General features: G+C 68.4%; 25 protein-coding genes and 1 pseudogene. 15 read left to right on the top strand and 11 right to left on the bottom strand.

The features are described 5' to 3' along the window. The first annotated feature begins 22 nt into the window (after positions 1–22). Positions 23–940 (top strand): hydroxymethylbilane synthase, encoded by a 918-nt coding sequence (gene hemC / locus AC3ANK_RS01665; protein ID WP_484171955.1) that lies wholly within the window; start codon positions 23–25, stop codon positions 938–940. A 190-nt stretch (positions 941–1130) separates the two neighbouring features. Next, positions 1131–1484, top strand: a complete 354-nt coding sequence (locus AC3ANK_RS01670; RefSeq protein ID WP_484171956.1) for a hypothetical protein — start codon at positions 1131–1133, stop codon at positions 1482–1484. Between the two features lie 36 nt (positions 1485–1520). Here the strand turns inward: AC3ANK_RS01670 and AC3ANK_RS01675 are convergent, their stop codons facing one another. From AC3ANK_RS01675 to AC3ANK_RS01695, 5 genes are all read right to left on the bottom strand, one after another. Then, positions 1521–2183 (bottom strand): DUF481 domain-containing protein, encoded by a 663-nt coding sequence (locus AC3ANK_RS01675; RefSeq protein ID WP_484171957.1) that lies wholly within the window; start codon positions 2181–2183, stop codon positions 1521–1523. Positions 2184–2281: 98 nt separating this feature from the next. Further along, entirely contained in the window at positions 2282–3259 is a 978-nt protein-coding gene (locus tag AC3ANK_RS01680; RefSeq protein ID WP_484171958.1) for a dimethyl sulfoxide reductase anchor subunit family protein, read from the bottom strand. Between the two features lie 9 nt (positions 3260–3268). After that, positions 3269–4039 (bottom strand): 4Fe-4S dicluster domain-containing protein, encoded by a 771-nt coding sequence (locus AC3ANK_RS01685; protein WP_206860268.1) that lies wholly within the window; start codon positions 4037–4039, stop codon positions 3269–3271. 8 nt (positions 4040–4047) lie between these two features. Beyond that, positions 4048–4260: a hypothetical protein gene (locus tag AC3ANK_RS01690; RefSeq protein ID WP_206860267.1), complete on the bottom strand. Its 213-nt coding sequence runs from the start codon at positions 4258–4260 to the stop codon at positions 4048–4050. Continuing rightward, on the bottom strand, positions 4257–7109 hold the full coding sequence (locus AC3ANK_RS01695; RefSeq protein WP_484171959.1) for a molybdopterin oxidoreductase family protein: 2853 nt from the start codon (positions 7107–7109) through the stop codon (positions 4257–4259). The genes AC3ANK_RS01690 and AC3ANK_RS01695 overlap by 4 nt, the downstream gene beginning before the upstream one ends. A gap of 384 nt (positions 7110–7493) precedes the next feature. On the opposite strand from AC3ANK_RS01695, the gene AC3ANK_RS01700 reads away from it, so the two are divergent. The 12 genes and pseudogenes from AC3ANK_RS01700 (at position 7494) to hslU (ending at position 19285) form a co-directional block, all read left to right on the top strand. Then, positions 7494–8462 carry a helix-turn-helix transcriptional regulator gene (locus AC3ANK_RS01700; RefSeq protein WP_206860265.1) on the top strand — a complete coding sequence of 323 codons (969 nt, stop codon included), beginning with the start codon at positions 7494–7496 and terminating at the stop codon, positions 8460–8462. Positions 8463–8637: 175 nt separating this feature from the next. Beyond that, positions 8638–8940 (top strand): hypothetical protein, encoded by a 303-nt coding sequence (locus AC3ANK_RS01705; protein WP_206860264.1) that lies wholly within the window; start codon positions 8638–8640, stop codon positions 8938–8940. A 97-nt stretch (positions 8941–9037) separates the two neighbouring features. After that, positions 9038–11155 carry a prolyl oligopeptidase family serine peptidase gene (locus tag AC3ANK_RS01710; protein ID WP_484171960.1) on the top strand — a complete coding sequence of 706 codons (2118 nt, stop codon included), beginning with the start codon at positions 9038–9040 and terminating at the stop codon, positions 11153–11155. 167 nt (positions 11156–11322) lie between these two features. Then, positions 11323–13461, top strand: coding sequence for a S9 family peptidase (locus tag AC3ANK_RS01715; RefSeq protein ID WP_484171961.1), 2139 nt, complete (start codon positions 11323–11325; stop codon positions 13459–13461). Positions 13462–13574: 113 nt separating this feature from the next. Beyond that, complete coding sequence (locus AC3ANK_RS01720) at positions 13575–13988, top strand: YbaN family protein (protein ID WP_484171962.1); 414 nt, start codon at positions 13575–13577, stop codon at positions 13986–13988. Between the two features lie 36 nt (positions 13989–14024). Beyond that, positions 14025–14291: an LPS translocon maturation chaperone LptM gene (lptM, locus tag AC3ANK_RS01725; protein WP_484171963.1), complete on the top strand. Its 267-nt coding sequence runs from the start codon at positions 14025–14027 to the stop codon at positions 14289–14291. 12 nt (positions 14292–14303) lie between these two features. Then, positions 14304–15149: a diaminopimelate epimerase gene (gene dapF, locus AC3ANK_RS01730; RefSeq protein WP_484171964.1), complete on the top strand. Its 846-nt coding sequence runs from the start codon at positions 14304–14306 to the stop codon at positions 15147–15149. Continuing rightward, a complete protein-coding gene (locus AC3ANK_RS01735; RefSeq protein WP_484171965.1) occupies positions 15142–15816 on the top strand; it encodes a DUF484 family protein in 675 nt (224 codons plus the stop codon). Before dapF ends, AC3ANK_RS01735 begins: the two co-directional genes overlap by 8 nt. A gap of 70 nt (positions 15817–15886) precedes the next feature. Further along, on the top strand, positions 15887–16804 hold the full coding sequence (gene xerC, locus AC3ANK_RS01740) for a tyrosine recombinase XerC (protein ID WP_484171966.1): 918 nt from the start codon (positions 15887–15889) through the stop codon (positions 16802–16804). 126 nt (positions 16805–16930) lie between these two features. Continuing rightward, positions 16931–16993 (top strand): annotated as a pseudogene (locus tag AC3ANK_RS01745) (DUF3079 domain-containing protein); the annotation flags it as partial. Between the two features lie 255 nt (positions 16994–17248). After that, positions 17249–17800 (top strand): ATP-dependent protease subunit HslV, encoded by a 552-nt coding sequence (gene hslV, locus AC3ANK_RS01750; RefSeq protein WP_206860256.1) that lies wholly within the window; start codon positions 17249–17251, stop codon positions 17798–17800. A gap of 96 nt (positions 17801–17896) precedes the next feature. Beyond that, positions 17897–19285 (top strand): ATP-dependent protease ATPase subunit HslU, encoded by a 1389-nt coding sequence (hslU, locus tag AC3ANK_RS01755; protein ID WP_484171967.1) that lies wholly within the window; start codon positions 17897–17899, stop codon positions 19283–19285. A gap of 50 nt (positions 19286–19335) precedes the next feature. Here hslU and AC3ANK_RS01760 read toward each other — a convergent pair whose 3' ends face one another. The 3 genes from AC3ANK_RS01760 to AC3ANK_RS01770 are packed head-to-tail and all read right to left on the bottom strand — an operon-like array spanning position 19336 to position 21644. After that, positions 19336–19782, bottom strand: coding sequence for an OsmC family protein (locus AC3ANK_RS01760; RefSeq protein ID WP_206860255.1), 447 nt, complete (start codon positions 19780–19782; stop codon positions 19336–19338). Positions 19783–19828: 46 nt separating this feature from the next. Then, complete coding sequence (locus AC3ANK_RS01765) at positions 19829–20899, bottom strand: hypothetical protein (RefSeq protein ID WP_484171968.1); 1071 nt, start codon at positions 20897–20899, stop codon at positions 19829–19831. 40 nt (positions 20900–20939) lie between these two features. After that, positions 20940–21644, bottom strand: coding sequence for a helix-turn-helix domain-containing protein (locus AC3ANK_RS01770; protein ID WP_484171969.1), 705 nt, complete (start codon positions 21642–21644; stop codon positions 20940–20942). Between the two features lie 199 nt (positions 21645–21843). Here AC3ANK_RS01770 and AC3ANK_RS01775 point away from each other — a divergent pair, with 199 nt between their 5' ends. Beyond that, on the top strand, positions 21844–22662 hold the full coding sequence (locus tag AC3ANK_RS01775) for an SDR family NAD(P)-dependent oxidoreductase (protein ID WP_484171970.1): 819 nt from the start codon (positions 21844–21846) through the stop codon (positions 22660–22662). Between the two features lie 22 nt (positions 22663–22684). Here AC3ANK_RS01775 and arr read toward each other — a convergent pair whose 3' ends face one another. The 3 genes from arr to AC3ANK_RS01790 form a co-directional block, all read right to left on the bottom strand. Continuing rightward, on the bottom strand, positions 22685–23086 hold the full coding sequence (gene arr, locus AC3ANK_RS01780; protein WP_484171971.1) for an NAD(+)--rifampin ADP-ribosyltransferase: 402 nt from the start codon (positions 23084–23086) through the stop codon (positions 22685–22687). 146 nt (positions 23087–23232) lie between these two features. Beyond that, entirely contained in the window at positions 23233–23688 is a 456-nt protein-coding gene (locus tag AC3ANK_RS01785) for a nucleoside deaminase (protein ID WP_484171972.1), read from the bottom strand. Beyond that, on the bottom strand, positions 23685–24176 hold the full coding sequence (locus AC3ANK_RS01790) for a GNAT family N-acetyltransferase (RefSeq protein WP_484172916.1): 492 nt from the start codon (positions 24174–24176) through the stop codon (positions 23685–23687). Before AC3ANK_RS01790 ends, AC3ANK_RS01785 begins: the two co-directional genes overlap by 4 nt.

Below are 24176 nucleotides of genomic sequence, written 5' to 3' on the forward strand. Positions count from 1 at the left end.
GCCTTTCCGCGATAATGTCGCGATGAAGACGCTCCGCATTGCCACCCGCAAAAGTCCGCTCGCCCTGTGGCAGAGCGAGCACGTCGCCGACCGCCTGCGCGAGGCGCATCCCGGATTGACGGTCGAACTGGTGCCGATGAGCACGCGCGGCGACGAGGTGCTGGACCGCTCGCTGGCGGCGATCGGCGGCAAGGGGTTGTTCCTCAAGGAACTGGAACTGGCGATGCTGCGCGATGACGCCGACTGCGCCGTGCATTCGCTCAAGGACGTGCCGATGGAACTGGAGCCGGGCTTCACGCTGCCGGCGATCCTCACGCGCGCCGACTATGCGGACGCCTTCGTCAGCAACCACTACGCGAACATCGCCGCGCTGCCGCAGGGCGCGCGCGTGGGCACGTCCTCGCTGCGACGCCAGGCGCAGTTGCGCGCGCTGCGTCCGGACCTGCAGCTCGCCGACCTGCGCGGCAACGTCAACACGCGCCTGGCCAAGCTCGACGCGGGTGAGTACGACGCGATCGTGCTGGCCTGCGCGGGGCTGCAACGGCTGGGCTTCGACGATCGCATCCGCGATCGCCTGCAGGCGCCGCACTGGTTGCCGGCGCCGGCGCAGGGCGCGGTGGCGGTCGAATGCCGCGACGACGACTTCGCCACGCGCGAGCTGTTCGCGCGCCTGGACGACGCCGCGACGCGTACCTGCGCCGAAGCCGAGCGCGCGATGAACCGCGCGCTGCACGGCAGCTGCCACGTGCCGGTGGCGGCGTTCGCGCGGCTGGAGAACGGACGCCTGCACCTGTCGGGCCTGGTCGGTTCGGCGAGCGATGGCGTGCTCGTTCGTGCCGAGGGCGAAGGTGAGGGCGATGCGCCGGAAGCGCTTGGACTCGACGTCGCCAGACAGCTGTTGGCGCAGGGCGCCGGCGAGCTGATCGCCGCCTCGCACTGACGTACCGCAGGTCCTCGACGCGTCGTCGAACGACGGCGCATCGGCACCGAAGACGCGCGGATCGGGGCGGAACTCCCGGCATCCGCCATCGGACACCGGTGGCCACGGACCACGCTGCATCCACGCCCCCAACACGGTCGGCTCACCGGACGGGGCCTAGGCTGAGTACGGTCCAGACGAGGAGCCGCGCATGCTCCAGACCGCTTCGATCCTGTTCCTCATCACCGCGCTGGGCGGCCTGACGATGGCCGTGATCCGCTTCTCGACCAAACGCAATCCGCCGGCCTGGCTGGCGATGCTGCACGGCCTGCTCGCGGCGTCCGGCCTGACCCTGGTGGTCTATGCGCTGTGCACGCAGCCGGTGCCGCCGATGGTGCTGATCGCGCTGGTGCTGTTCCTGCTGGCGGCGGGCGGTGGCGCGATCCTCAGCCTGGCGTTCAAGTGGCGGCAACGCCTGCTGCCGGCGTGGCTGGTGGTCGTGCATGCGCTGGTCGCCGCGACCGCGCTGGTGCTGCTGCTGTTCGCGGTGTTCGTGTCGGGCTAAGCGCGGGCCGACAGCCTTTCGGCTACGGCCGTCCGCTCAGAAGCGCCGGCGCAACTCGATGCTGCTCTCGGCCGTTTCCTTGCCGCCGCCGGTCTGCGTGTCGTGGCGGATGGCGAAGTCGCTTTCCAGCGTCCAGTTCGGCGCCAGCGTCACGTCCAGGCTCACCGACTGCTTCACGAACGCCTCGCCCCGGCCGCTTTCGAACTGCACGCGCTGCGTCCACGTCGCGCGTTCGCCGATCTGCTGGCCGAGGTTGAGTTCGCCGCGCAGCACCGGGCCCGGCTGGTTGATGCCGTCGTCGTACAGCGGCGCAAGACGGTAGCCGGCGCCCAGGGTCAGGCCGAGCTGGGTCGGTCCATTGCGCACGGCCTGAACGCTGTAGCGCGTGCCGATGCGGAAGTCGTTGGAGTACAGCGCCTTGCTGTCGCGCGGCGTGGCCGGGGCGCTGAGGGCGGCGAAGCTCTGGCTGCCGGGCAGGCGCAGCGGGCGCTGGCGCGCATCGGTCGTCGATTCGGCCGGCATCGGCGCGGACATCGCGATCTGCCATTCCTCGTCGCCGCAGCGCGTGGAAAAGCAGTACAGCCGCATCTGCGCCGGATCGCTCGCGATGGCCATCAGCGTCGGATCGCCGGTGGTGACCGGCATCGGCAATGTCACGAAGGGGCCGCCTAGCAGGGCGAGCCCGAGCACACCGAGCATCGTCGTGAATGGGGCAACTGGGAAGCCGCCATGTTGCCCATGAAAACGGTTACAGGCAAATGGGACGGCTCCGAAAAACCGCTTTCCATTCAGCCACTTCAGTAATAAAGCGTGACCAGGTGCCGGGCCTGGGCAAAAAACAGCCAGCGTTCCACCAGCGTTCCGGCCAGCGCGAGCAGCGCGCCGAGCGTGAGCACCGGGCCCGCGAAGTCGGGATTCGCCCACGCGAACCACGCCGCCACCATCGGCACCACCGCGAACAGCAGCAGCGCGACCGCCCGCAGCGGACGCGCGTGCTTGCGCGCGAGCACGTAGCCCATTTCCTTGTTGATGTAGTTCGCCTGCGTGTTCGGGCGTTCGAACAGATCGACCTCGCGGCCGGGCAGGCCGACGGCCTCGCCGCGCGTGGCGCCGAGCGGCTGGCGGTCGATGCGGTACCAGTAGGCGAGCTTCAGCAGCGCCGCGACGATCGTCAGCGCGAAGGTGACCAGCACGATCACGCCCAGCGTTTCATCCGACAGCCCGGCCCAGTTCACCAGCGCCATCAGCACCAGCCAGCCGGTGAGGATGGCGAACACGAAATAGCCCGGCAGCACCAGCGGATGGCGCCACGCGGGGACGGGCTTGAGCGAGGCGTAGATCATCGCGGTGCAGGCGACGGTGACCACCGAGAGCAGCACCATCAGGCCCGCGAGGATCGGCACGGCGATGCTGCCGATGACCGCATACGAACCCGTGCCCACCAGCACCGCGACGAAGCCGAGCAGCGCGATGACCGGCAACGCGGTGAGCACGGCGAAAACACCTTCGCGCGACAGCCACGAGGTGCGCCATTGCGAGAAGGCCCGCCATGCGCGTCCGGGTTTGCCGAGGTGGAACATCGAGCTGACCAGCCCGGCGGTGGTCAGGACCAGCCCGAGCACCAGCATCACCGCCCACAGGGCGGGCAGTGCGCCCTGGGTCGGCGGACGGCCCTGCACGTAGGGCGTCAGGATGAACACGCCGGCCCACATCAGCAGGCCGTAGCCCGCACCCGAAAGCGTGGTGAACAAAAGGACGGAAAACGCAGGATGCATGCGGTGGACTCAGCGGCTGAGCACGCGGTCGAGCCAGCGCAGCATCGGCGGCAGCGCGGCGGTGTCGAGGGTTTCGTCCTGCGGCGCGGGAGCGGCGGACGCTTCGCCCGTGCGGCGCGGACGCGGCGGCAGGTACTTGTTCACGGGCTGGTAGCCCAGTTGCGGCAACAGATCGACGCCGCCGCGCTCGGCGACCAGCCTGGAGACCTTCGACTCCGGATCGCCAAGGTCGCCGAAATGCCGCGCGCGCGTCGGGCACGCCTGCACGCAGGCGGGCTGGCGCTCGGCTTCGTCGAGGTTCTCGTTGTAGATGCGATCGATGCACAGCGTGCATTTCTTCATCACGCCCTCGACCGCGCTGTACTCGCGCGCGCCGTACGGACAGGCCCACGAGCACAGCTTGCAGCCGATGCACTTGTCCTCGTCGACCAGCACGATGCCGTCCTCGGCGCGCTTGTAGCTGGCGCCGGTGGGGCACACGGTCACGCATGCGGGCGTTTCGCAGTGCAGGCACGAACGCGGGAAATGCAGCGTCATCGCCGGCTGCGGCGCCGGGCTGGACGCGCAGCCTTCCGTCGCGGCGACCTCGTAGCTGTGCACGCGGTTGAACCACACGCCCGCCGGGTCCTTGCCATAGGGCTGCTCGTCGGTCAGCGGCGCGGCGAAGCCGCCGGCGTTCCATTCCTTGCAGCTGACCGCGCACGCGTGGCAGCCCACGCAGGTGTCCAGGTCGATGACGAGCCCGAGTTTCTTCTTCGACGGCGGCGGCAGGTCGGTCATGCGGATCTTCAGCGTTTGCGGGTACTGATCAGCCACACGCCGATCGCGAACAGGGCGATGCCGAAGCTCACGCTCGGCAGCATGCCGACCAGCACGGGCACGATCGACCCCGTCGTTTCCGAGGGGCCGATGGGGTCGAACACGCCGAAGCTGATCAGGATGATCACCGCAAAGGCGGCGACGATGCACAGCCAGCCGGCCAGGAGTCGGACGGATTTCATTGCTTGATTCCTTCGCGTCTGGCGCGGAACTGCGCGCCGTAGCGCAGCGGTGCGTCGTTCGCCGCGCCCATCGGCAACGGTGCGAACTGCGGCGAACTCGCCCCGGTCCGCGCCACGCGCGCGATGCGCACGCGCAGGTCGAACCACGCGGCCTGGCCGGTGACCGGATCGGCATTGGCGTAGTCGCCGCGCGGCGTGATGTCGGAAATCAGGTGGTTCAGCAGGAAGCCCTCGCGGCCTTCCGGCGCATCCTTGCCCAGTCCCCACGCGCCGCGCCGCTTGCCGATGGCGTTCCACGTCCACACGGTGTCGGGCTGCACGTTCGCGGCGAATTTCGCCTGCACGGTGATCGTGCCGTGGTGCGAGGTCACCTCGATCCAGTCCTCATCCTTGATGCCGTGACGGGCCGCGGTGTCCGGATGCAGGTACAGCCAGTTGCGCGCGGCGATCTGCCGCAGCCACGCATTCTGCGAACCCCACGCGTGGTACATGAACATCGGGCGCTGGGTGACGGCGCTGAGGGGGAAATCCTCACGCGTGGTCTGTTCGCCTTCGAAGGGTTCGTACCAGAGGGGCAGCGGATCGAAATACGTCGCCACGCGCTCGCGGTGTTCGTCCGGCGGTTGCACGGAACCGTGTCCCTGAGCGGCGAGGCGGAATTTCTGCATCGTTTCCGAGTAAACCTGCAGCACGATCGGATCGGCGTGGCCGAGGAAGCCCATCCTCTGCGCCCAATCCAGATAACCGCGATTGGCCATCTTGAAATAGCGCGCGTCCTCGGGGATCTCGCTGCGCCAGAAGCCGCCGTGATCGATGTAGCGCTGCAACTGCTCGGGATTCGGCTGACCCTTCGCCTCGACGTCGCCGTGCGCGCCGCGCCAACCCGCGAGCAGGCCGACGCCGGGCGCGCGTTCATGGCGGACGATGTAGTCGGCGTAGTCGCGATACTTCGGCGAGCCGTCCTCGTTCGTCAGGCCCGGCAGCCCGAGGCGCGCGCCCAGGTCGATCAGCACCGACTGGAAGCCGCGAACGTCGCGGCCCTCGCGCTGCTCCGCGGCGTTCAACACGGGATGACGGATCGCATCGGCCGCGCCATCCGCATCGGAAATCGGCCGGTCGAGCAGGCTGATCGCGTCGAAGCGCTCCAGGTAGGTCGTATCCGGCAGCACGAGGTCGGCGTAGGCGACCATCTCCGACGCGTACGCATCGGCGTAGATGATGCGCGGGATGCGGTACTCGCCGTCGTCGCGCTTGTCGGTGAGCCACGCGATGGTCTGCGCGGTGTTCATCGACGAGTTCCAGCTCATGTTCGCCATGAACATCATGAGCGTGTCGATCGGGTACGGATCGCCCGCCCATGCGTTGCGGATGACGGTGTGCATCATCCCGTGCGCCGACAGCGGATACGCCCACGAGAACGCGTGGTCGATGCGCCGCGGCGCGCCGGCGTCATCGACGACGAGGTCTTCCGGCCCGTGCACGAAACCCAGCGGCGCCGCATCGAGAACGCCGTTCGCCTGGCGCGCCTTGCCCGGGCGATTCGGCGGCGGCAGCGGCTTCGGGAACGGGGGCTGGTAGCGGAACGAACCCGGCGCATCCACCGCGCCGAGCAGCATCTGCAGCAGGTGCAGCGCGCGGCAGGTGTGGAAGCCGTTGCTGTGCGCGCTGATGCCGCGCATCGCATGCATCGACACGGGACGTCCCTGCATCGAGTCGTGCTGGCGGCCCCATGCATCGGTCCACGCGACGGGCAGGGTGAACGCGCGATCGAACGCGGCGTCAGCCAGTTCGCGCGCGATGCGGCGGATCGTATCGGCCGGAATGCCGCAGCGTTCGCTCACCGCGTCGGGCGAATACTGCGGATCGAGATAACGCTGCGCGACCAGGTGGAACGCCGGCACCGCGCGGCGGCCATCGCGCAGCGTGTACTCGCCAACGACGCGCGGCTGGATGCCGGTGTCGTTCGCCCGCGTGAAGCGGTGCGATTCGACTGCGCACAGCGGATGGCCTTCCAGATCGCGCGCGAACAGGCCGTCTTCCGCGCCACCCGGATCGTCGATCACCAGCCAGTGCGCGTTCGTGTAGCGCACCAGGTAATCGAGGTCGATGCGGTCGGCGTTCAGCAGTTCGTGGATCAGCGCGAAGGCGAACAGGCCGTCGGTGCCGGGGCGGATGCCGATCCATTCGTCGGCGATCGCGCCATAGCCCGAGCGCACCGGATTGATCGCGACGATCTTCGCGCCGCGCGCCTTGAGCTTGCCCAGGCCGAGCTTGATCGGATTGGAGTCGTGGTCTTCGGCCACGCCCCACAGCATCAGGTACTGCGTGTGGTCCCAGTCGGGCTCGCCGAACTCCCAGAAGCTGCCGCCGACGGTGTACAGCCCTGCCGCGGCCATGTTCACCGAGCAGAAACCGCCGTGCGCGGCGTAGTTCACCGTGCCGAACTGCTGCGCCCACCAGCCGGTGAGCGCCTGCGACTGGTCGCGGCCGGTGAAGAAGGCCAGTTCATCGGGATTGCGTTCGCGGATCGGCTTCAGCCACGAGGTCGCGATTTCCAGCGCCTCGTCCCATTCGATCTCGCGGAATTCGCCCGATCCGCGCTCGCCCACGCGCAGCAGCGGCTTGTCGAGCCGCGCGGGCGAGTAGTGCTGCATGATCCCCGCCGACCCCTTGGCGCACAGCACGCCCTGGTTCACCGGATGGTCCGGATTGCCCTGGATGTAGCGGATCTGCCCGTCCTTGAGCCACACCTTGATGCCGCAGCGGCAGGCGCACATGTAGCAGGTGGTGGTCCTCACCTCGTCGCCGACGCTGGGCGAGGTGTCGATGGCGGGCTCGGGCTGGCGCATCCCGACATTGTGCCTGCGCGACGCCAGGGGCGACACAGGCGATGTTCGTAGTCCAGCTGCTGGCGCAGCGCCCCGCTGTCGCCGTCGAGCGCCAGTTCGCCGATGTTCCTGCGGTTCTTGCGGCAGGTTCGTCGGGATCGCGACCGCCGGACATGCGGCCGATCCCGTTCACGACGCTCCGCGAGCGGATCGGCCGTCGAAATCGCCGGTTGTGCAACGTCACGCGTCTGGTCGAGGTGGACGACGGAGGGGGACGGCGGGCACACCTCCTGACGACGCCGGCGCAGTATCGTGGGCGCCCGGTTAAACCGGAGTTAGCCCGCGCGCTGGCGGCCACCGTGGCGCAGTGCGATCCTTTCCTCACCGCTTCCCCCGACCGCGACCATGGAACGCATCGAACGCATCCACGCCCTTCACCGCATCCTCAGCGCCGCGCGCTATCCGGTCACGGTGCAGCGGCTGCAGGAAGACCTGGAATGCTCGCGGGCCACGGTCTACCGCGACCTGGCGTACCTGCGCGATTACCTGATGGCGCCGGTGGTCGGCAACGGCGAGGCCGGATTCCGCTACGACCACAGCGAAGGCGAGCGCTTCGAACTGCCCGGTTTGTGGCTCAGCTCCGAGGAACTGCACTCGCTGCTGGCCGCGCAACAGCTGCTGGTGCGCAGCGGGGGCGGGGTGCTGTCCAATGCGCTGGCGCCGCTGCAGCACCGCATCGAGAAGCTGCTCGACGAACACGCCGGCGGACGTCGCGTGCCGGTCGAACGCGTGCGCGTGATCCCGCATCGCACGCGCCGCCTGGACGAAACCGCGTTCCGCACCGTCGCCACGGCGGTGCTGGATCGCAAGCAGCTGAGCTTCGAATACCGAGCGCGTTCCACCGACGAGCAGACGCGCCGCACCGTGTCGCCGCAGCGCCTGACCCACTATCGCGAGAACTGGTACCTCGACGCCTGGGACCACAATCGCGAGGCGCTGCGCAGCTTCGCGGTGGACCGCATCAGCGCCGCCAAGATCTCCGACCAGCCCGCGCGAGACGTGCCCGACGAGGAACTCGACCAGCACCTGGCGTCGAGCTACGGCATCTTCTCCGGCACGCCGAAGGGCTGGGCGACGATCGTGTTCAGCCCGAAAGCCGCGCGCTGGGTGGCGGACGAGCATTGGCATTCGCAGCAGCAGGGCCGATTCCTGCCGGATGGCCGCTACGAACTGAAGGTGCCCTACAGCGCCGGCCGCGAGCTGCTGATGGACGTGATGCATTACGGCAGCGACGCGGAAATCGTCGAGCCGCCGGTGCTGCGCGAGCAGGCGCGCGCGTTGCTGCAGCTGGCGTTGAGTAATTACGAGCGGTGAGCTTTGAGGCCCTCTCCCACCGGGAGAGGGGTTGGGGTGAGGCGCGCCGTGCGATCACGCTCGTGTTCGCATTGGTACAAAAGCCGCTTCTGCGAATTCCCCATCCGGGCCCCACCGTCGCAGCCCCTGAGATCCCCCGCCCGCACGCTGGCTCCATCCCAACGGAGCCCCAGCCATGCAGACCCGTTCCGACACCCACTCCGGCCTCGATGCCATCCTGCGCCATGCCGTCGCGATCGGCGCCGTCGTCGTCGCGCTGCTGCCGGCCGCGCGCGGTTTCAGCCCGACCTTCGGCTGGATGCCGCTGTGGCTGGTCGCCATGCCGCTGTGCGCGTGGTGGGCGTTGCACCGTTTCCGCCTGCCGGCGCGCGAGGCCGCCGCCGAGGCGGCGCCGCTGCGCGCGCGTCGCCGCAGCGGGGCACAGGCGCGCCGGCGCCGTCCGTCGATGCTGCGCCGGCGCCACTCCCAGGCGGCCTGAGCGGGCCGCCCGCTCCGGCGCCGCGACGTCCGGCGTCGGCGGCGGCCTTCGCGCGCTGTGCTAGCGTTCCGGGTCCAATCACGTACCCGGAGCGCCGATGACGAAGCTGACGACCGCCTGCCAGAGCCTGGTGATTTCCGCAGGCCTCGCGGCCGCGTCCCTGGCCGGCGCCGCACCCAAGGAGTCCCCCGACGTGTCCGCCGATTCCTACGCCTGGCTCGAAGACGTCACCGGCCAGCAGCCGCTCGACTGGGTCAAGGCGCGCAACGCGACGACCGAGACCGAACTGGCCGCCACGCCACAGTTCAAGCAGCTCGAATCCGACATCCGCGCGATCCTCGATTCCGACGCCAAGATCCCGGGCGTGGAGAAGATCGGCGACTACTACTACAACTTCTGGAAGGACAAGCAGCACGAGCGCGGCCTGTGGCGGCGCACGACGCTTGAGGAATACCGCAAGGACAAGCCGCGCTGGGAAACGGTCATCGACCTGGACGCGTTGAACAAGACCGAAGGCGAGAATTGGGTGTGGCACGGCGTCGATTGCCTGCGTCCGGACTACACGCGCTGCCTGATCGCACTCTCGCGCGGCGGCGCCGACGCCGACGTCACGCGCGAATTCGACCTGTCGACCAAATCCTGGGTGAAGGATGGCTTCTTCCGCGCCGAAGCCAAGGGCGCGCTGGGCTGGATCGATCGCGACACGGTCTACGTCTACACCGACTTCGGCGCCGGTTCGATGACCAGCTCCGGCTATCCGCGTGTCGTCAAGGAATGGAAGCGCGGCACGCCGCTCGACCAGGCACGCGTGGTGTACGAAGGCAAGCCGACCGACATGTACATCGCGGCACTGCGCGATCACACGCCGGGCTTCGAGCGCGATTTCGTCAGCCGCACGCTGGCGTTCTACAACGATGAGCTCTACCTCCGTGGCGCGGACGGCAAGCTCGCGAAGATCGACGTGCCCAATTCGGTCAGCAAGTCGGTGCATCGCGAATGGCTGCTGCTGGAACTGCGCGAACCGTACGAAGCGGGCGGCAGGGCCTGGCCGGCCGGCAGCCTGATCGCCACGAACTTCGACGCCTTCATCGCCGGCAAGCGCGAGTTCACCGCGTTGTTCACGCCGACCGAGCGCACGTCGCTGTCGAGCTACACCTGGACGAAGTCGCACCTCGTGCTCAACGTGCTCGATGACGTCAAGAACCGCCTGAGCGTGCTCACGCCGGCGGCGGGCGAGTGGAAGCGCAGCGAATTCACCGGCGCGCCGACGTTCGGCACGCTGGCCGTTTCGCCGGTCGATCCGGACGAGAGCGACGCGGTGTGGCTCACCGCCACCGATTACCTGACGCCGACGACGCTGTCGCTGGCGCAGATCGGTGCGAACCCGGAAGTGCTGAAGACGATGCCGGTGTTCTTCGATGCGTCGAAGAACGTGATCGAGCAGCACTTCGCCACGTCCAAGGACGGCACGCGCGTGCCGTACTTCCTCGTGCGTCCGAAGGACCTGAAGCTCGACGGCACCGCGCCGACGCTGCTGTACGGCTACGGCGGTTTCGAGATCTCGCTGACGCCGGCGTATTCGGGCAGCGTCGGCAAGGGCTGGCTGGAGAAGGGCGGCGTGTACGCGGTCGCGAATATCCGCGGCGGCGGCGAATATGGGCCGCGCTGGCACCAGGCCGCGCTGAAGGCCAATCGCCACAAGGCCTACGAGGACTTCGCGGCGGTCGCGCAGGACCTGATCGCGCGCAAGGTCACCTCGACCAAGCACCTGGGCATCCAGGGCGGCAGCAACGGCGGCCTGCTCACCGGCAACATGCTCACGCAGTATCCGGAACTGTTCGGCGCCGTCGTCGTGCAGGTGCCGCTGCTCGACATGAAGCGCTACAGCCACCTGCTCGCCGGCGCGTCGTGGATGGCCGAATACGGCGATCCGGACACGGCCGACTGGGACTACATCCGCACCTTCTCGCCGTACCACCTGTTCGACGCGAAGAAGAGCTATCCGCCGGCGCTGTTCATGACCTCCACGCGCGACGACCGCGTGCATCCGGGCCATGCGCGCAAGATGGCGGCGAAGATGCTCGACGCCGGCAAGGACGTGCGCTACTACGAGAACATCGAGGGCGGCCACGGCGGTTCGGCCAACAATGCGCAGGCGGCGCATATGAGCGCGCTGGCGTTTACGTTCCTGTGGAATGAGTTGAGCGGCAAGTAACGAAGTCTCCCTCCCCTGCCCGCAGGGGAGGGTCGGGAAGGGGGCGAAGCCGCGTAGCGGTGAGCTCGGCGCTGTCGCGCATCGCCTCCTCCCAACCTCCCCCCTGAAAGCAGGGGCGGGGCTGAAAGTCCGATCACAGTTGTCCAACGCACAACCGGACCCCATCCATGAATCCGACCCACTTCCTGCTTTCGGCCCTTCTCATGAGCACGACCGCCCCGACCCTCGCCGCCATCGCCACGCCGCCCGACGCCACGAAGAAGCCGCACGTCGTGAAGGCGCCGTTCGGCGCGCAGCGCAACGACGAGTACTACTGGCTGCGCGACGACGCGCGCCAGAACCCGGAAATGCTGGCGTACCTCAACGCCGAGAACGCCTACGCCGACACGGTGATGGCGCCGCTGAAGCCGCTGGAAAACAAGCTGTACGAGGAGATCGTCGGCCGCATCAAGCAAAACGACAGCTCCGTGCCGTACCGCGAGCGCGGCCACTGGTACTACAGCCGCTTCGAGACCGGCCAGGACTATCCGATCTATGCGCGCCGCGCCGGCACGATGGAGGGCGCCGAGCAGATCCTGCTCGACGTCAACCAGATGGCCGCAGGCAAGGACTACTTCAACGTCGGCGACTGGGAAGTCAGCCAGGACAACCGGATCCTTGCGTGGGCCGAGGACGCGGTGGGCCGTCGCCAGTACGTCATCCGCTTCAGGAACCTGGAAACCGGCGAGGTCTACAGCGATGAGATCAAGGGCGTCTCGCCGAACCTCGTCTGGGCCGACGACAACAAGACCCTGTTCTACGTCGAGAACGATCCGGAAACGCTGCTCACCGTGCGCGTGAAGAAGCACGTGCTCGGCACGCCCGCATCGAAGGACGTGCTGGTGTACGAGGAGAAGGACGACAGCTTCTACATGGGCATCGATCGCTCGCGCGACGACAAGTTCATCTGCATCGGCGTCGAAAGCACGGTGTCGAGCGAGATGCGCTGCGCGCCGGCGTCCAATCCGGAGAAGTTCACCGTGCTCGCGCCGCGCGAGCGCGACGTCGAATACCAGGCCGACCACCTCGGCGACCGCTGGGTGATCCGCACCAACGAAGGCGGCGCGGCGAACTTCAAGCTGATGACCGCGCCGTCGGATGCGACCTCGCGCAAGCAGTGGAAGGAGTGGGTGCCGCACCGCGATGACGTGTTCATCGAAGGCTTCGAGCTGTTCGACGGCTTCACCACGATCGCCGAGCGCTCCGACGCGCTGGAGCGACTGCGCGTGCTGAAGAACGACGGCTCCGAGGAATACGTGAAGGCCGACGAGCCGGCGTATTCGATGGGCCTGTCGGTCAATTCCGAACACGACACACCGTGGCTGCGCTACAGCTACACCTCGCTGACCACGCCGGGCACGACGTACGAGGTCAACGTGCTCACCGGCGAGCGCAAGCTGCTCAAGCGCGAGCCCGTCATCGGCTACGACCCGGAGAAGTACGTCACCGAACGCGTGTGGGCGACCGCCCGCGACGGCGTGAAGGTGCCGGTGTCGCTGGTCTACCGGAAGGGCTTCGAGAAGAACGGCAAGGCCGCGATGCTGCAGTACGCGTATGGCAGCTACGGCAGCTCGACCGATCCGCGCTTCAACGGGCCGGTGGTGAGCCTGCTCGATCGCGGCATGGTGTATGCGATCGCGCACATCCGCGGCGGCCAGGAGATGGGCCGCAAGTGGTACGACGACGGCAAGCTGTTCCACAAGAAGAACACCTTCACCGACTTCATCGACGTGACCGACGACCTGGTGAAGCAGGGCTACGCGGCGGCCGATCGCGTCGCCGCGTACGGCGGCAGCGCAGGCGGCCTGCTGATGGGCGCGATCTCCAACATGGCGCCCGACCGGTACCGCGTGATCCTCTCGCAGGTGCCGTTCGTGGACGTGGTGACGACGATGCTCGATCCGACCATCCCGCTTACTACCAACGAATACGACGAGTGGGGCAATCCGGAAAAGAAGGAGTACTACGACTACATGCTGTCGTACTCGCCGTACGACAACCTGAGCAGGCAGGCGTATCCGGCGATGTTCGTCGGCACCGGCCTGTGGGACTCGCAGGTGCAGTACTGGGAGCCGGCCAAGTACGTCGCGCGCCTGCGCGACCTGGACCAGGGCAAGGCGCCGATCGTGTTCCGCACGAACATGGACGCCGGCCACGGCGGCAAGTCGGGCCGCTTCCGCCGCTACCGCGAGTTGTCGGAGATGTATGCGTTCATGCTCGACCAGCTGGGGCTGGCGGATCTCCCGGCTGCAACGGCCGCGAAGTAAGTCGAACGCCCGCACGGCCTCAAGCCCCCTCTCCCCCGGGAGAGGGGTTGGGGTGAGGGTCGGAGCACGAACGTGCCCGCACTCGCGATGCCAGGCTTTCCTATGATCCACCCGTGACGACGTCCCCCAACCCGCCCGAGCCCCCCAAGGTCCGCTTCCGCTGGGCCTGGTGGCTGCTCGCGTACACGAGCCTCGCGCTCGGCGTGATCGGCATCGTCGTGCCCGGGCTTCCCACGGTCCCGTTCGTGCTGCTGTCGGCCTTCGCCGCCGCGCGCGGTTCCCGGAAGCTGCACGACCGCCTGCTCGCGCATCCCCGGTTCGGCCCGATGATCCGCGACTGGCAGGCGCACGGTGCGGTCTCGCGCCGCGCCAAGCGCCTTGCGGTTTCGATGATGGCCGCCTGCGCGGTGATCATGTTCCTCACCGCGCCGCGCTGGTGGATGGCCGCGAGCGGCACCGCGATCATGACGATCGTCGCGATCTGGCTCTGGCGCCGGCCTGAACCGCCGTCGCCGCCGGGTCCCTGACGACCCATCCCGCGCCGTGCGGGCTACACTTCGGGCATGAATCCCGTCCGACTTTCCGCCACCGCGCTCCTCGTCGCCCTGCCGCTGCTGCTGTCGGCGTGCGGCAACAAGGGACCCCTGATCCTGCCCCCGAAGACGGTGCCCGATGTCGCCATGCCGACCGGCGCACCGCCGGCCGAACAGATCGACGATCCCAGCGATTCGCTCGACCAGGCTCCGCAGGTCGACGACACCAATGCGGAGTCGGACCTGGACGACGGCGACACCGATCCGCCGGAAAACACCGACACCGACACGCCGTAACGGGCCGCGACCATGACGCTCCGCTTCACCAAGATGCACGGCGCGGGCAACGACTTCGTCGTCCTCGACCTGCGCGGCGACACGCCGGCGCCGGACGCCGCGTTGTGCCGCGCGCTGGCCGACCGTCACACGGGCGTGGGCTGCGACCAGATCCTCACCGTCGAAGGCGCAGGCGATGGCGCCGTGGCGAGCTACCGCATCTGGAACGCCGACGGCTCGTCCTCGCAGCAGTGCGGCAACGGCGCCCGCTGCATCGCCGCGTGGGTCGTGCGCGACGCGCAGGCGCGTGGCGAGACGCTCGGCGACGAATTCGTGCTCGACAGCCCGGTCGGCGCGCACGCGGTCACGCGCCTGGACGGCGGGCGTTTCCGCATCGAAATGGGCCTGCCGCGTTTCGCGCCGGCGAGCATCCCGCTGCACGGCTTCGAAGGCGCGCAGGACGAGTACGTGCTGTACCACTTCGACTCGGTGTTCACCTTCGGCGCGGTGTCGATGGGCAATCCGCACGCGGTGATCGAAGTGGACGACATCCGGCACGCGCCGGTCGAGACCGTCGCCCCGATGCTGCAGGCGCATCCGGCGTTTCCAGAATCGGTGAACGTCGGCTTCGCGAAGGTCGAATCGCGCGACCGCATCCTGCTGCGCGTGTACGAGCGCGGCGTGGGCGAAACGCTGGCCTGCGGCAGCGGCGCCTGCGCGGCGGCGGCGGTGCTGATGCGTCGCGGGCGCGTCGATCGTGAAGTGACCGTCGTGCTGCCCGGCGGCGAACTGCGCATCGCCTGGCCGGCCGACGACGCGCCGCTGACGATGTCCGGCCCGACCGCGTTCGTGTTCGAAGGGGAGTGGAACCATGAATGAAACCCAGGAAAAGCTCGGAGCCCACGAGGTCGCCGCGTTCCTGCGCCGCCATCCGCGCTTTCTGCAGCAGTTCCCGGATCTTGCGCTGAGCATGGTGGTGCCGCGCGAGGAAGGCTCCGCCGCCTCGCTCGCGAGCTATCAGCTGGAAGTGCTGCGCGACAAGAACCGCGAGCTGTCGCGCCGCCTGCAGGAGCTGTTCGCCAACGCGCAGGAGAACGAGCGGCTGTCGGTGCGCACGCACCAGCTCACGCTCGCGCTGATGCGGCAGAAGACCGCCGCCGACACCCTGCGCGCGATGGCCGCCAGCCTCGCCGAGGATTTCAACGGCGATCTGGTGCGGCTGGTGGTGTTCCATCCGGTCGAGGGCATGGACGAGACCGAATGGCTGCAGGTGATCGCGCAGGACGACGCGCGGCTGCAGCCATTCCGTGACTGCCTCGCCGACGGCGAGCCGCTGTGCGGGCGCCTGCAGCCGGAAAAGCACGCATTGCTGTACGGCATGCGCGCCGAGGACGTGCAGTCCACCGCATTGCTGCCGCTGCCGGGCGTCGGCCTCATCGCCGTCGGCAGCCGCGACGCGAACCGGTTCTTCCCCGGCATGGGCACGCTGTTCCTGCGCATGATGGGCGAATCGCTCGCCACGGCGCTGAAGCGTTTCGAGGGCTGATGTCCGCTTCGCGCATCGCGTTTCATCCTCTCCCGCATGCGGGCGGGGATGCGGGCAGGAACGCGGCGCGATGAACGCGAAGGACACGCACGAAACACCGCCGGTCGCCGACATCGAGGACTACCTCGCGCACCTGCAGGTCGAGCGCCGCATGTCCGCGCACACGCTCGATGCGTACCGCCGCGACCTGCTCGCGCTCGCGCAATGGGCGCGGCACGAAGGCGGCGATGTCGCTTCGTTGCAGGGCGAACAACTGCGCGGTTTCGTCGCCGCCGAACACCGTCGCGGCCTGTCGCCCAAGAGCCTGCAACGCCGGCTTTCGGCCTGCCGCAGTTTCTATGCCTGGCTGCTGAAGCAGGGGCGCATCGCCGCCAGTCCCGCGGCGTCGATCCGTTCGCCGAAAGCGCCGCGCAAATTGCCGCAGGTGCTCGATCCCGACGAAGCCAAGGCGCTGGTCGAAGTGCCCACCGACGCGCCTCTCGGCTTGCGCGATCGCGCGCTGCTTGAGCTGTTCTATTCCTCCGGCCTGCGATTGTCGGAACTGTGCGCGCTGCGCTGGCGCGACCTCGACCTGGGCGATGCGCTGGTGAACGTGCTCGGCAAGGGCAACAAGCAGCGCAGCGTACCGCTCGGATCGCATGCGCGTGCGGCATTGGCGGAGTGGCGAAAGTCCACCGGTGCGGCGAACGACGCGCACGTCTTCCCCGGACGCGGAGGCGGCGCGATCACGCCGCGCGCGGTGCAGTTGCGCATGCGCCATCTCGCGCAGCAGCAGGGATTGTTCAAGCGCGTGCATCCGCACCTGCTGCGGCATTCCTTCGCCAGCCACATCCTGGAATCCTCCGGCGACCTGCGTGGCGTGCAGGAACTGCTCGGCCATGCCGACATCGCGACCACGCAGATCTACACCCATCTGGATTACCAGCATCTGGCGAAGGTGTACGACGCCGCACACCCGCGGGCGAAGCGGAAGACCGGCGAAGGCTGAACGCTTCCGGTACGGCGCCCCCGGCAGGCCCTGCTCGCGAACTTCCCGCGCTTGTTCTGATTAGTCGCAATCCAATCCGGGCTGGCCCATTGTTTGCACGAGCAAATATCTCGTGGAGCCCCGCTCATGGCGAAGGACTTCCCTCTCAATCCCAAGCACCCCGAGCGCATCTGCCGGGGCTGCGATCGCCATTGCCCGACGCAGGCGCCGGCCTGCGGAAATGGCTCCGGCCGCGACATGCATCCGGGCCGAAACGCAGGGGGGAGAAGTGGTACGAGGAGTGGGCCATCGAGCCGTGCCCCGACCATCCACGCATGGCGCAGGGGTAGGCCAATCGATAGCGCGCGACCGTCCGCGCGTGATGCGGCGGCACGATCGGCGCGGCCTGCCTGCTTGAACCGGCGCGTCCATGCCCCCACCGATGGGAAATCCCCCGGAGGTCGCATGGACCCACGACAGAACCCCAACGTTTTCCACGCCACGACCATCGTGTCCGTGCGCCGCGAAGGCCGCGTCGCCGTCGCCGGCGACGGCCAGGTCACCCTCGGCAACACGGTGATGAAGGCCAACGCACGCAAGGTGCGACGCCTCGGCCGCGACGGCCAGGTGCTCGCCGGTTTCGCAGGCGCCGCCGCCGATGCCTTCACGCTGTTCGAACTGTTCGAAGCCAAGCTCGAGAAACACGGCCAGCTCACCCGCGCCGCGGTCGAGCTCGCCAAGGATTGGCGCACCGAACGCCGCCTGGGCAAACTGGAAGCGCTGCTCGCGGTCGCCGACCGGGAAACCTCGCTGATCATCAGCGGCACCGGCGACGTCATCGAGCCGGAGGACGGCATCATCGCGATCGGCTCCGGCGGCATGTACGCGCTGTCGGCCGCACGCGCGCTCATCACGCATACCCGACTTGACGCGCGCACCATCGCCACCGAGGCGATCAACATCGCCGGCGACGTGTGCATCTACACCAACCGCAACGTGGTGGTGGAAGAGCTCTGACGCCGGGATCCGGGATCGGGGATTCGATATTCCAGCCCCGTTCCGACACGCGCTTTCGCGAATCCCGAATCTCCACTCCCGAATCCCCCATTCGACATGCCCATCAAGCCCGATAATTCCAACGCCACCATGACGCCGCGCGAAATCGTGCAGGAGCTGGACCGACACATCGTCGGCCAGCATTCGGCCAAGCGCGCCGTCGCCATCGCCCTGCGCAACCGCTGGCGCCGCATGCAGCTGCCGGCCGAGCTGCGCAACGAGGTGATGCCGAAGAACATCCTGATGATCGGCCCCACCGGCGTGGGCAAGACCGAGATCGCGCGCCGCCTGGCGACGCTCGCCAACGCGCCGTTCGTGAAGGTGGAAGCCACGCGTTTCACCGAGGTCGGCTACGTCGGCAAGGACGTCGAGCAGATCGTGCGCGACCTCGCCGACACCGCGGTCAAGCTGTATCGCGAACAGGCCAAGCAGCGCGTGCGCACGCAGGCCGAGGAACGCGCGGAAGAGCGCATCCTCGATGCATTGCTGCCGCGTCGCCAGGGTGCGCCGACCGTGTTCGGTTTCAGCGCGACCGAGGAAGCGAAGGACGAGCCGTCCTCGCAGGAAAACGAGACGCGCGCGAAGCTGCGCAAGCAGCTGCGTACCGGTTCGCTCGACGATCGCGAGATCGAGATCGAAACGGCCGTGAACGTCGGCGTCGACATCATGGCGCCGCCCGGCATGGAGGAAATGGGCCAGCAGCTGCGGCAGATGTTCTCGCAGGTCGCCGGCGCGAAGACGCACAAGAAGACGCTGCCGATCCGCACCGCGCGCACGCAGCTGACCGAAGAGGAAGCCGGCAAGCTCGTCAACGAGGAGGAAGTGCGCGAGGCGGCGATCGAGGCCTGCGAGCAGCACGGCATCGTCTTCATCGACGAGATCGACAAGGTCGCCAAGCGCAGCGAAGCCGGCATGACCGGCGGCGACGTCAGCCGCGAAGGCGTGCAGCGCGACCTGCTGCCGCTGGTCGAAGGCTCGACCGTGAGCACGAAGTACGGACCGGTGAAGACCGACCACATCCTCTTCATCGCGTCCGGCGCGTTCCACCTGGCCAAGCCGAGCGACCTGATTCCCGAGCTGCAGGGCCGCTTCCCGATCCGCGTGGAGCTGTCGGCGCTGAGCAAGGACGATTTCGTGCGCATCCTCACCGAGCCCAAGGCCGCGCTGACGACGCAGTACGTCGAACTGCTGCGCACCGAAGGCGTCAGCCTGGAGTTCACGCCGGATGCGGTGGATCGCCTCGCGGAAATCGCCGCGCAGGTGAACGAGCGGCAGGAAAACATCGGCGCGCGCCGCCTGCACACCGTGCTCGAACGCCTGCTCGACGTGCTGAGCTACGAGGCGCCGGACCGCGATGGGCAGTCGGTGAAGATCGATCGCGCCTACGTCGATTCGCACCTGGGCGAGCTGGTGCAGGATCCGGATCTGAGCCGGTACATCCTGTAAGCGCTTGCTGTTTCCTTGCTCCTCCCCTGCAAGCAGGGGAGGAGCAATGCTCAACGCGGCTCCACCACCACGTCCGTCTTCACCGAACTGGCGATGAAGCAGTTCCGGTGCGCCGATTCGTGCAGCTTCTCCAGCGCCGCCGCATCCGGCGCATCGCCGCCGAACGTGATCTTCGGCCGCAGCGTCACGTGCGTAACGGCCATGCGGCCTTCCGCGTTCTTGTCGAGCGTGCCGATCGCATCGTCCTCGTAGGCGTCGATCGTCCAGCCCTTCTTCGCCGCGATCGCCAGCAGCGTCAGCATGTGGCAGGACGACAGCGCGGCGACCAGCATCTCCTCCGGATCCACGCCCTGCGCGCTGCCGAAATACGCCGGCGCGGCGGAACCCGTGACGCGCTGGCCACGTTCGAACCGCACCTCGTGGTCGCGCGGGTAATGCTCGTAGTCGAACGGCTGGTCGTTGCGGGTCCAGCGGATCGAGGCGAGGTGTTCGGACATGGCGGCGGCTTCCGTGTGGGCGGGCCGCCACCATGCCACAGCCGCGTCAGCGGGCGACAGGCGCGGGGGATGCGCCGGCGGCCTTGCGGCGGCGGGCCGTGTCCTCGACGAGCTGGTCGTGCGCGGCCTGCTGCAGGCGCTCGATGCTCACCGTGTCGGGCGATGCACCCAGCCGTGCGGTCAGGTCGGCGACCACGCGCTTGTTCGCGTAGGTGTGCGGCGATTGGATGTCGTCGCTCTGCGCGGTGAGCATGTAACCCAGCCGCTGCGCGCTGACCTCGCGGGCCTGCGCCAGTTCGACCAGCTTGGCGCGGTACTCCAGTTCCCACGACGCCAGGCCGGGAAACGCGTTCTGGTCGGCGAAATGCTGCGTTTCGTGTCCCAGGAACACCACGCGGAAGGCTTCGCTGTCGAGGCCTTCGGTGTATCGGGGCACGACGGCGTACAGCGCATCGGCCGTGGCCCAGCCGCCAGCGGCACCGCGTTCGCAACGGCCATAGCCCATCCAGCCACGGCTCGCCCAGTCCTCGAGCAGCTCCACCTTCACCGTGTACTGGCCTTCGGGCAGATCGACCTTCCACGGACGGGTTTCCTGCTTGCGCCACAGCATCAGCTCGCGCAGCGGCAACGTGCGGCCCGCCTGCGCCCGATAGCCATGCGCGAGCAGCTGGCCCTGCAGGATCGGTTCCAGCGCGTCCATGTCCTTCGCGCCGGCCGCGTCGGCGCCGAGGCGCTGGCGCAGCGTGGACAGCAGCTTCGCTTCCAGTGCGGCGCGCTGTGTAGGTGCCTTCAACGCGTGCCACCAGTAGTCCTGGTAGTCGCGCAGGATCTGCCGGACGAAGCCGTCGGCGACGCCATCGATGGCGAACACCGGCGCGTCTCCATGACGCGCCAGCATGCACGCGCGATACACCGCGTCGTCGCCTTCGAAGCCATTTGCCGGCGATGCACGCAGCGCACGCACCGCGCGCTGGCTGTCGCCCTGGAGGATGAAGCTGGTGGATTCGTCGATGGCGGCCTTCGCCGCCGGCGTGGAACCGGCCGTGTCGGCGGCGCGCGCGGCCGGCAGCAGGGCGGCGAGCATGAGGAACAGTGGAGCGATGTGCCGGGAATTCATGGGGATCCGTTCGCTGGACGACCGACGGCCGCCTTCGCGCTCATTGCAGCGCGGCGGGCGCGGTGGCGTCTTGAACGGATTTGATCTGCCGGCGCAGCCGCGAGGGCGGGGCGCCGGTCGCGGCGCGCAGCGTGCGCGTGAGGTGCGCCTGGTCGGCGAACCCCGTCGTCGCCGCGATGTCGGCCAGCGGCGTTCCGTCGGCGAGCAGCCGCAACGCGCGGCGGCAGCGCAATTCCCGACGCAGCAACTGCGGCGGCATGCCGTGCGACCTGACGAACGTGCGCGAGGCATGCGCGAGCGAGACGCCGGCCTTCCGCGCGAGCGACGCGATGTCGTCGCCGCCTTCGAGTTCGCGAAGGAACGCGTGCTGCCAGGACTGCAGCGTGGGCGCCGGCGCCGCACGGCACGATGCGATCAGCTCGCCCAGCCGATGCGGCGCGCGCGTGAACACCGCGAAGGCGTCCTTCGCATCGTGCACGCGCAACACGCGCAGGGACTCGCCGACGAGGTCGCCGTCCAGATCCAGGTTCGCCACCTTCGCCCCGAGCCGGCCGAAGCGGTTTCCGTGCGCATGCCAGCGCGGATGCAGCACCAGCGTGCCCGGCACGCAGTCGACCGGGCCGTCGGCGCTCGCCTCGACGTGGCTGCCGTCGATCACCAGCGCCGCGTACGCGCCATCGTGCCGGTGCGTGCGCAGCACGTCGCGGGCGTCATGGCGGGTTTCGAAGCCGGTGTGGGCGTGCATGGGCGGATCCTGGGCAATGCGGTGGCCGCCGGCCAGTGACGGAGGTTGGGTCCTCGTTGGGATGCGCGGGCCCGGCCCGGGGTTGAAAAGGCGATGTCCGCGTGGTCCGGCCGTGGTTCGAAGTGGCCGGCTTTGTATCCCAATGCATCCGATGCCGGATCGCTGCGGCCCGCTTACGAAACCCCGGTTTCCATGACACGTGCCGGACGAATGGAAAGCACGTAATGGCCACGACGCCGACGGATCGCCCGCCGGCGACATTCGAAAGGACGAGGCCATGACGAACGAATCTCCTTCACACGCCAACGCCGCGCTGGTGTTCGGCGGGTCCCGCGGCATCGGTGCCGCCATCGCGCGACGCCTGGCTCGCGACGGTCATCCCGTGGCCCTGACCTACGCGTCGCGCGCCGACAAGGCCGCCGAGGTGGTCGCCGCGATCGAAGCCGAGGGCGGAACGGCGCTCGCGTTGCAGGCCGACAGCGCCGAGGCGGGCGCGCTCGCTTCGGCCGTGGCGAGCGCGACCGCCCGGCTTGGCCCGCCGAGGATCGCGGTCGTCAACGCGGGGCTCTACCAGGGCAGCCCGCTCGACGCCTTCCCGCTCGACATGCTGGACCGGTTGCTCGCGGTCAACGTGCGCGGCGTGTTCCTGTCGATCCAGGCGGCAGCGGCCCGGATGGTCGACGGCGGCCGGATCATCACCATCGGCAGCAACACGGCCGTGCGCAGTGGCGTGGTCGGCAGCAGCGTCTACGCGATGACCAAGGCCGCCGTCGCGACGCTGGTGCGCGAACTCGCGCTCGACCTGGCTCCACGCCGGATCACCATCAACAACATCCAGCCCGGCCCCATCGAAACCGACATCACGGCCGGCTTCCTCGAGCAACTGGTCGAGCGCAATCCGTTGCGACGCGTCGGCACGCCCGCGGAAGTCGCGGCGCTCGCTGCGCATCTAGCGAGCGCGGAAGCCGGCTACATGACGGGCGCGAGCCTGACGATGGACGGCGGGTTCTCGATCTGAGGCAAGCGGCAGGACGTCCGCCTCATTCCTCGATCGCCTCGATCCCCGCCAGCCCGAGCTTCTCCAGATGCGCACGCATCTCCCGCAGCCGCTCCGGCGAATGCCCTTCCCATTCCATGACCTCGCCGACCACGCGGAACGGATGCGCAGAGCGGTACGACTTCGTGGGGTTGCCGGGAAAACGTTTGTCGGTGAGGTTCGGATCGTCCTCGATCGGGCCGGTGGGCTCGACGAGGTAGATGCGGCCACGGCCTTCGCCGATGGCGAGTTCGGCGCCCCAGATGGCGGCGTCCAGCGTCGCGGTCAGGTACACGAACTTCGCCGCGTTGCGCTTGCCGAAGTTGGAAACGCGGCCGGGTTCGATCATGTCGCCGACCGCGAGGTCGGCCTTCGTGCCGTGGTAGTACGTCGGTGCATGCGACATGGCGCGGATTCCGGTGGCCTGCCGTTTCGACAGGCCGGCGATGCTGCACCATGCGCCGCGGCTTGCCGCAAGCCCCGGGGCGCTATATAAATTGGTTGTGGGAGGCGCGCGGCGCCTCCTTTTTTTTGTGCCTGGATGCGGCGCGATCAATCCTCGCCGATGTCCTCGTTCCACACGTCGGGATGGGCGGCGATGTAGTCGCCGAGCATGCGGATGCACGTCGCGTCTTCCAGGTCGATCACCTTGACGCCGTTCTCGCGCAGCCAGTCGATGCCGCCGCGGAAATTCACCGATTCGCCCACCACCACCGTGCCGATGTTGAACTGCCGCACCAGCCCGCTGCAGTACCAGCACGGCGCGAGCGTGGTGACCATGAGGGTGTCGCGATAACGGCGCTGGCGTCCGGCCTTGCGGAAGGCGTCGGTTTCGCCGTGCACGGACGGATCGTTCTCCTGGATGCGGCGGTTGTGGCCGCAGCCGAGCAGCCGGCCGTCGTGGTGATAGAGCGCCGCGCCGATCGGAATGCCGCCTTCGGCCAGTCCCTTGCGGGCTTCCTCCACGGCGGTGGCGAGCAGGGCGCGGTAGTCGGGCGTTTCGATCATGCGGAGGCTCCAGCGGCACGTCGCAGCATGTCGATGTGCGGGATGCCGTCGTCGAGGTAGGTGTCGGAATTGCGCACGAATCCGTGCCGCGCGTAGTAATGCTCCAGGTGCGCCTGCGCGCCGATCTGCACGTCGCTGCCGGGCCAGCGATGTTCGATCTGTTCCAGCGCGACGCGCACCAGCGGATCGCCGAGTCCACGCCCGCGATACGCCGGCGCGGTGAGCACGCGGCCGAAACTCACCTGCGGATAGCCGAGGCCGGCCGGCAGGATGCGCAGGTAGGCGGCGATGCCGTCGTCCTCGGCGCGGCCGATGACGTGCAGCGTGCCGGGATGCGCGTCCTTGCCGTCGGGGTCGAGGTAGACGCATTGCTGCTCCACGACGAACACCTCCGAACGCAGCTTCAGCAGCGCGTAGAGCGTGGCGGCGTCGAGTCCGGCGAAGGTGCTGGTTTGCCAGCGGATGTTCGGTTCTGCGGTTTCGGTCAT

This window comes from Lysobacter sp. SCRH-1R, from assembly GCF_057747855.1.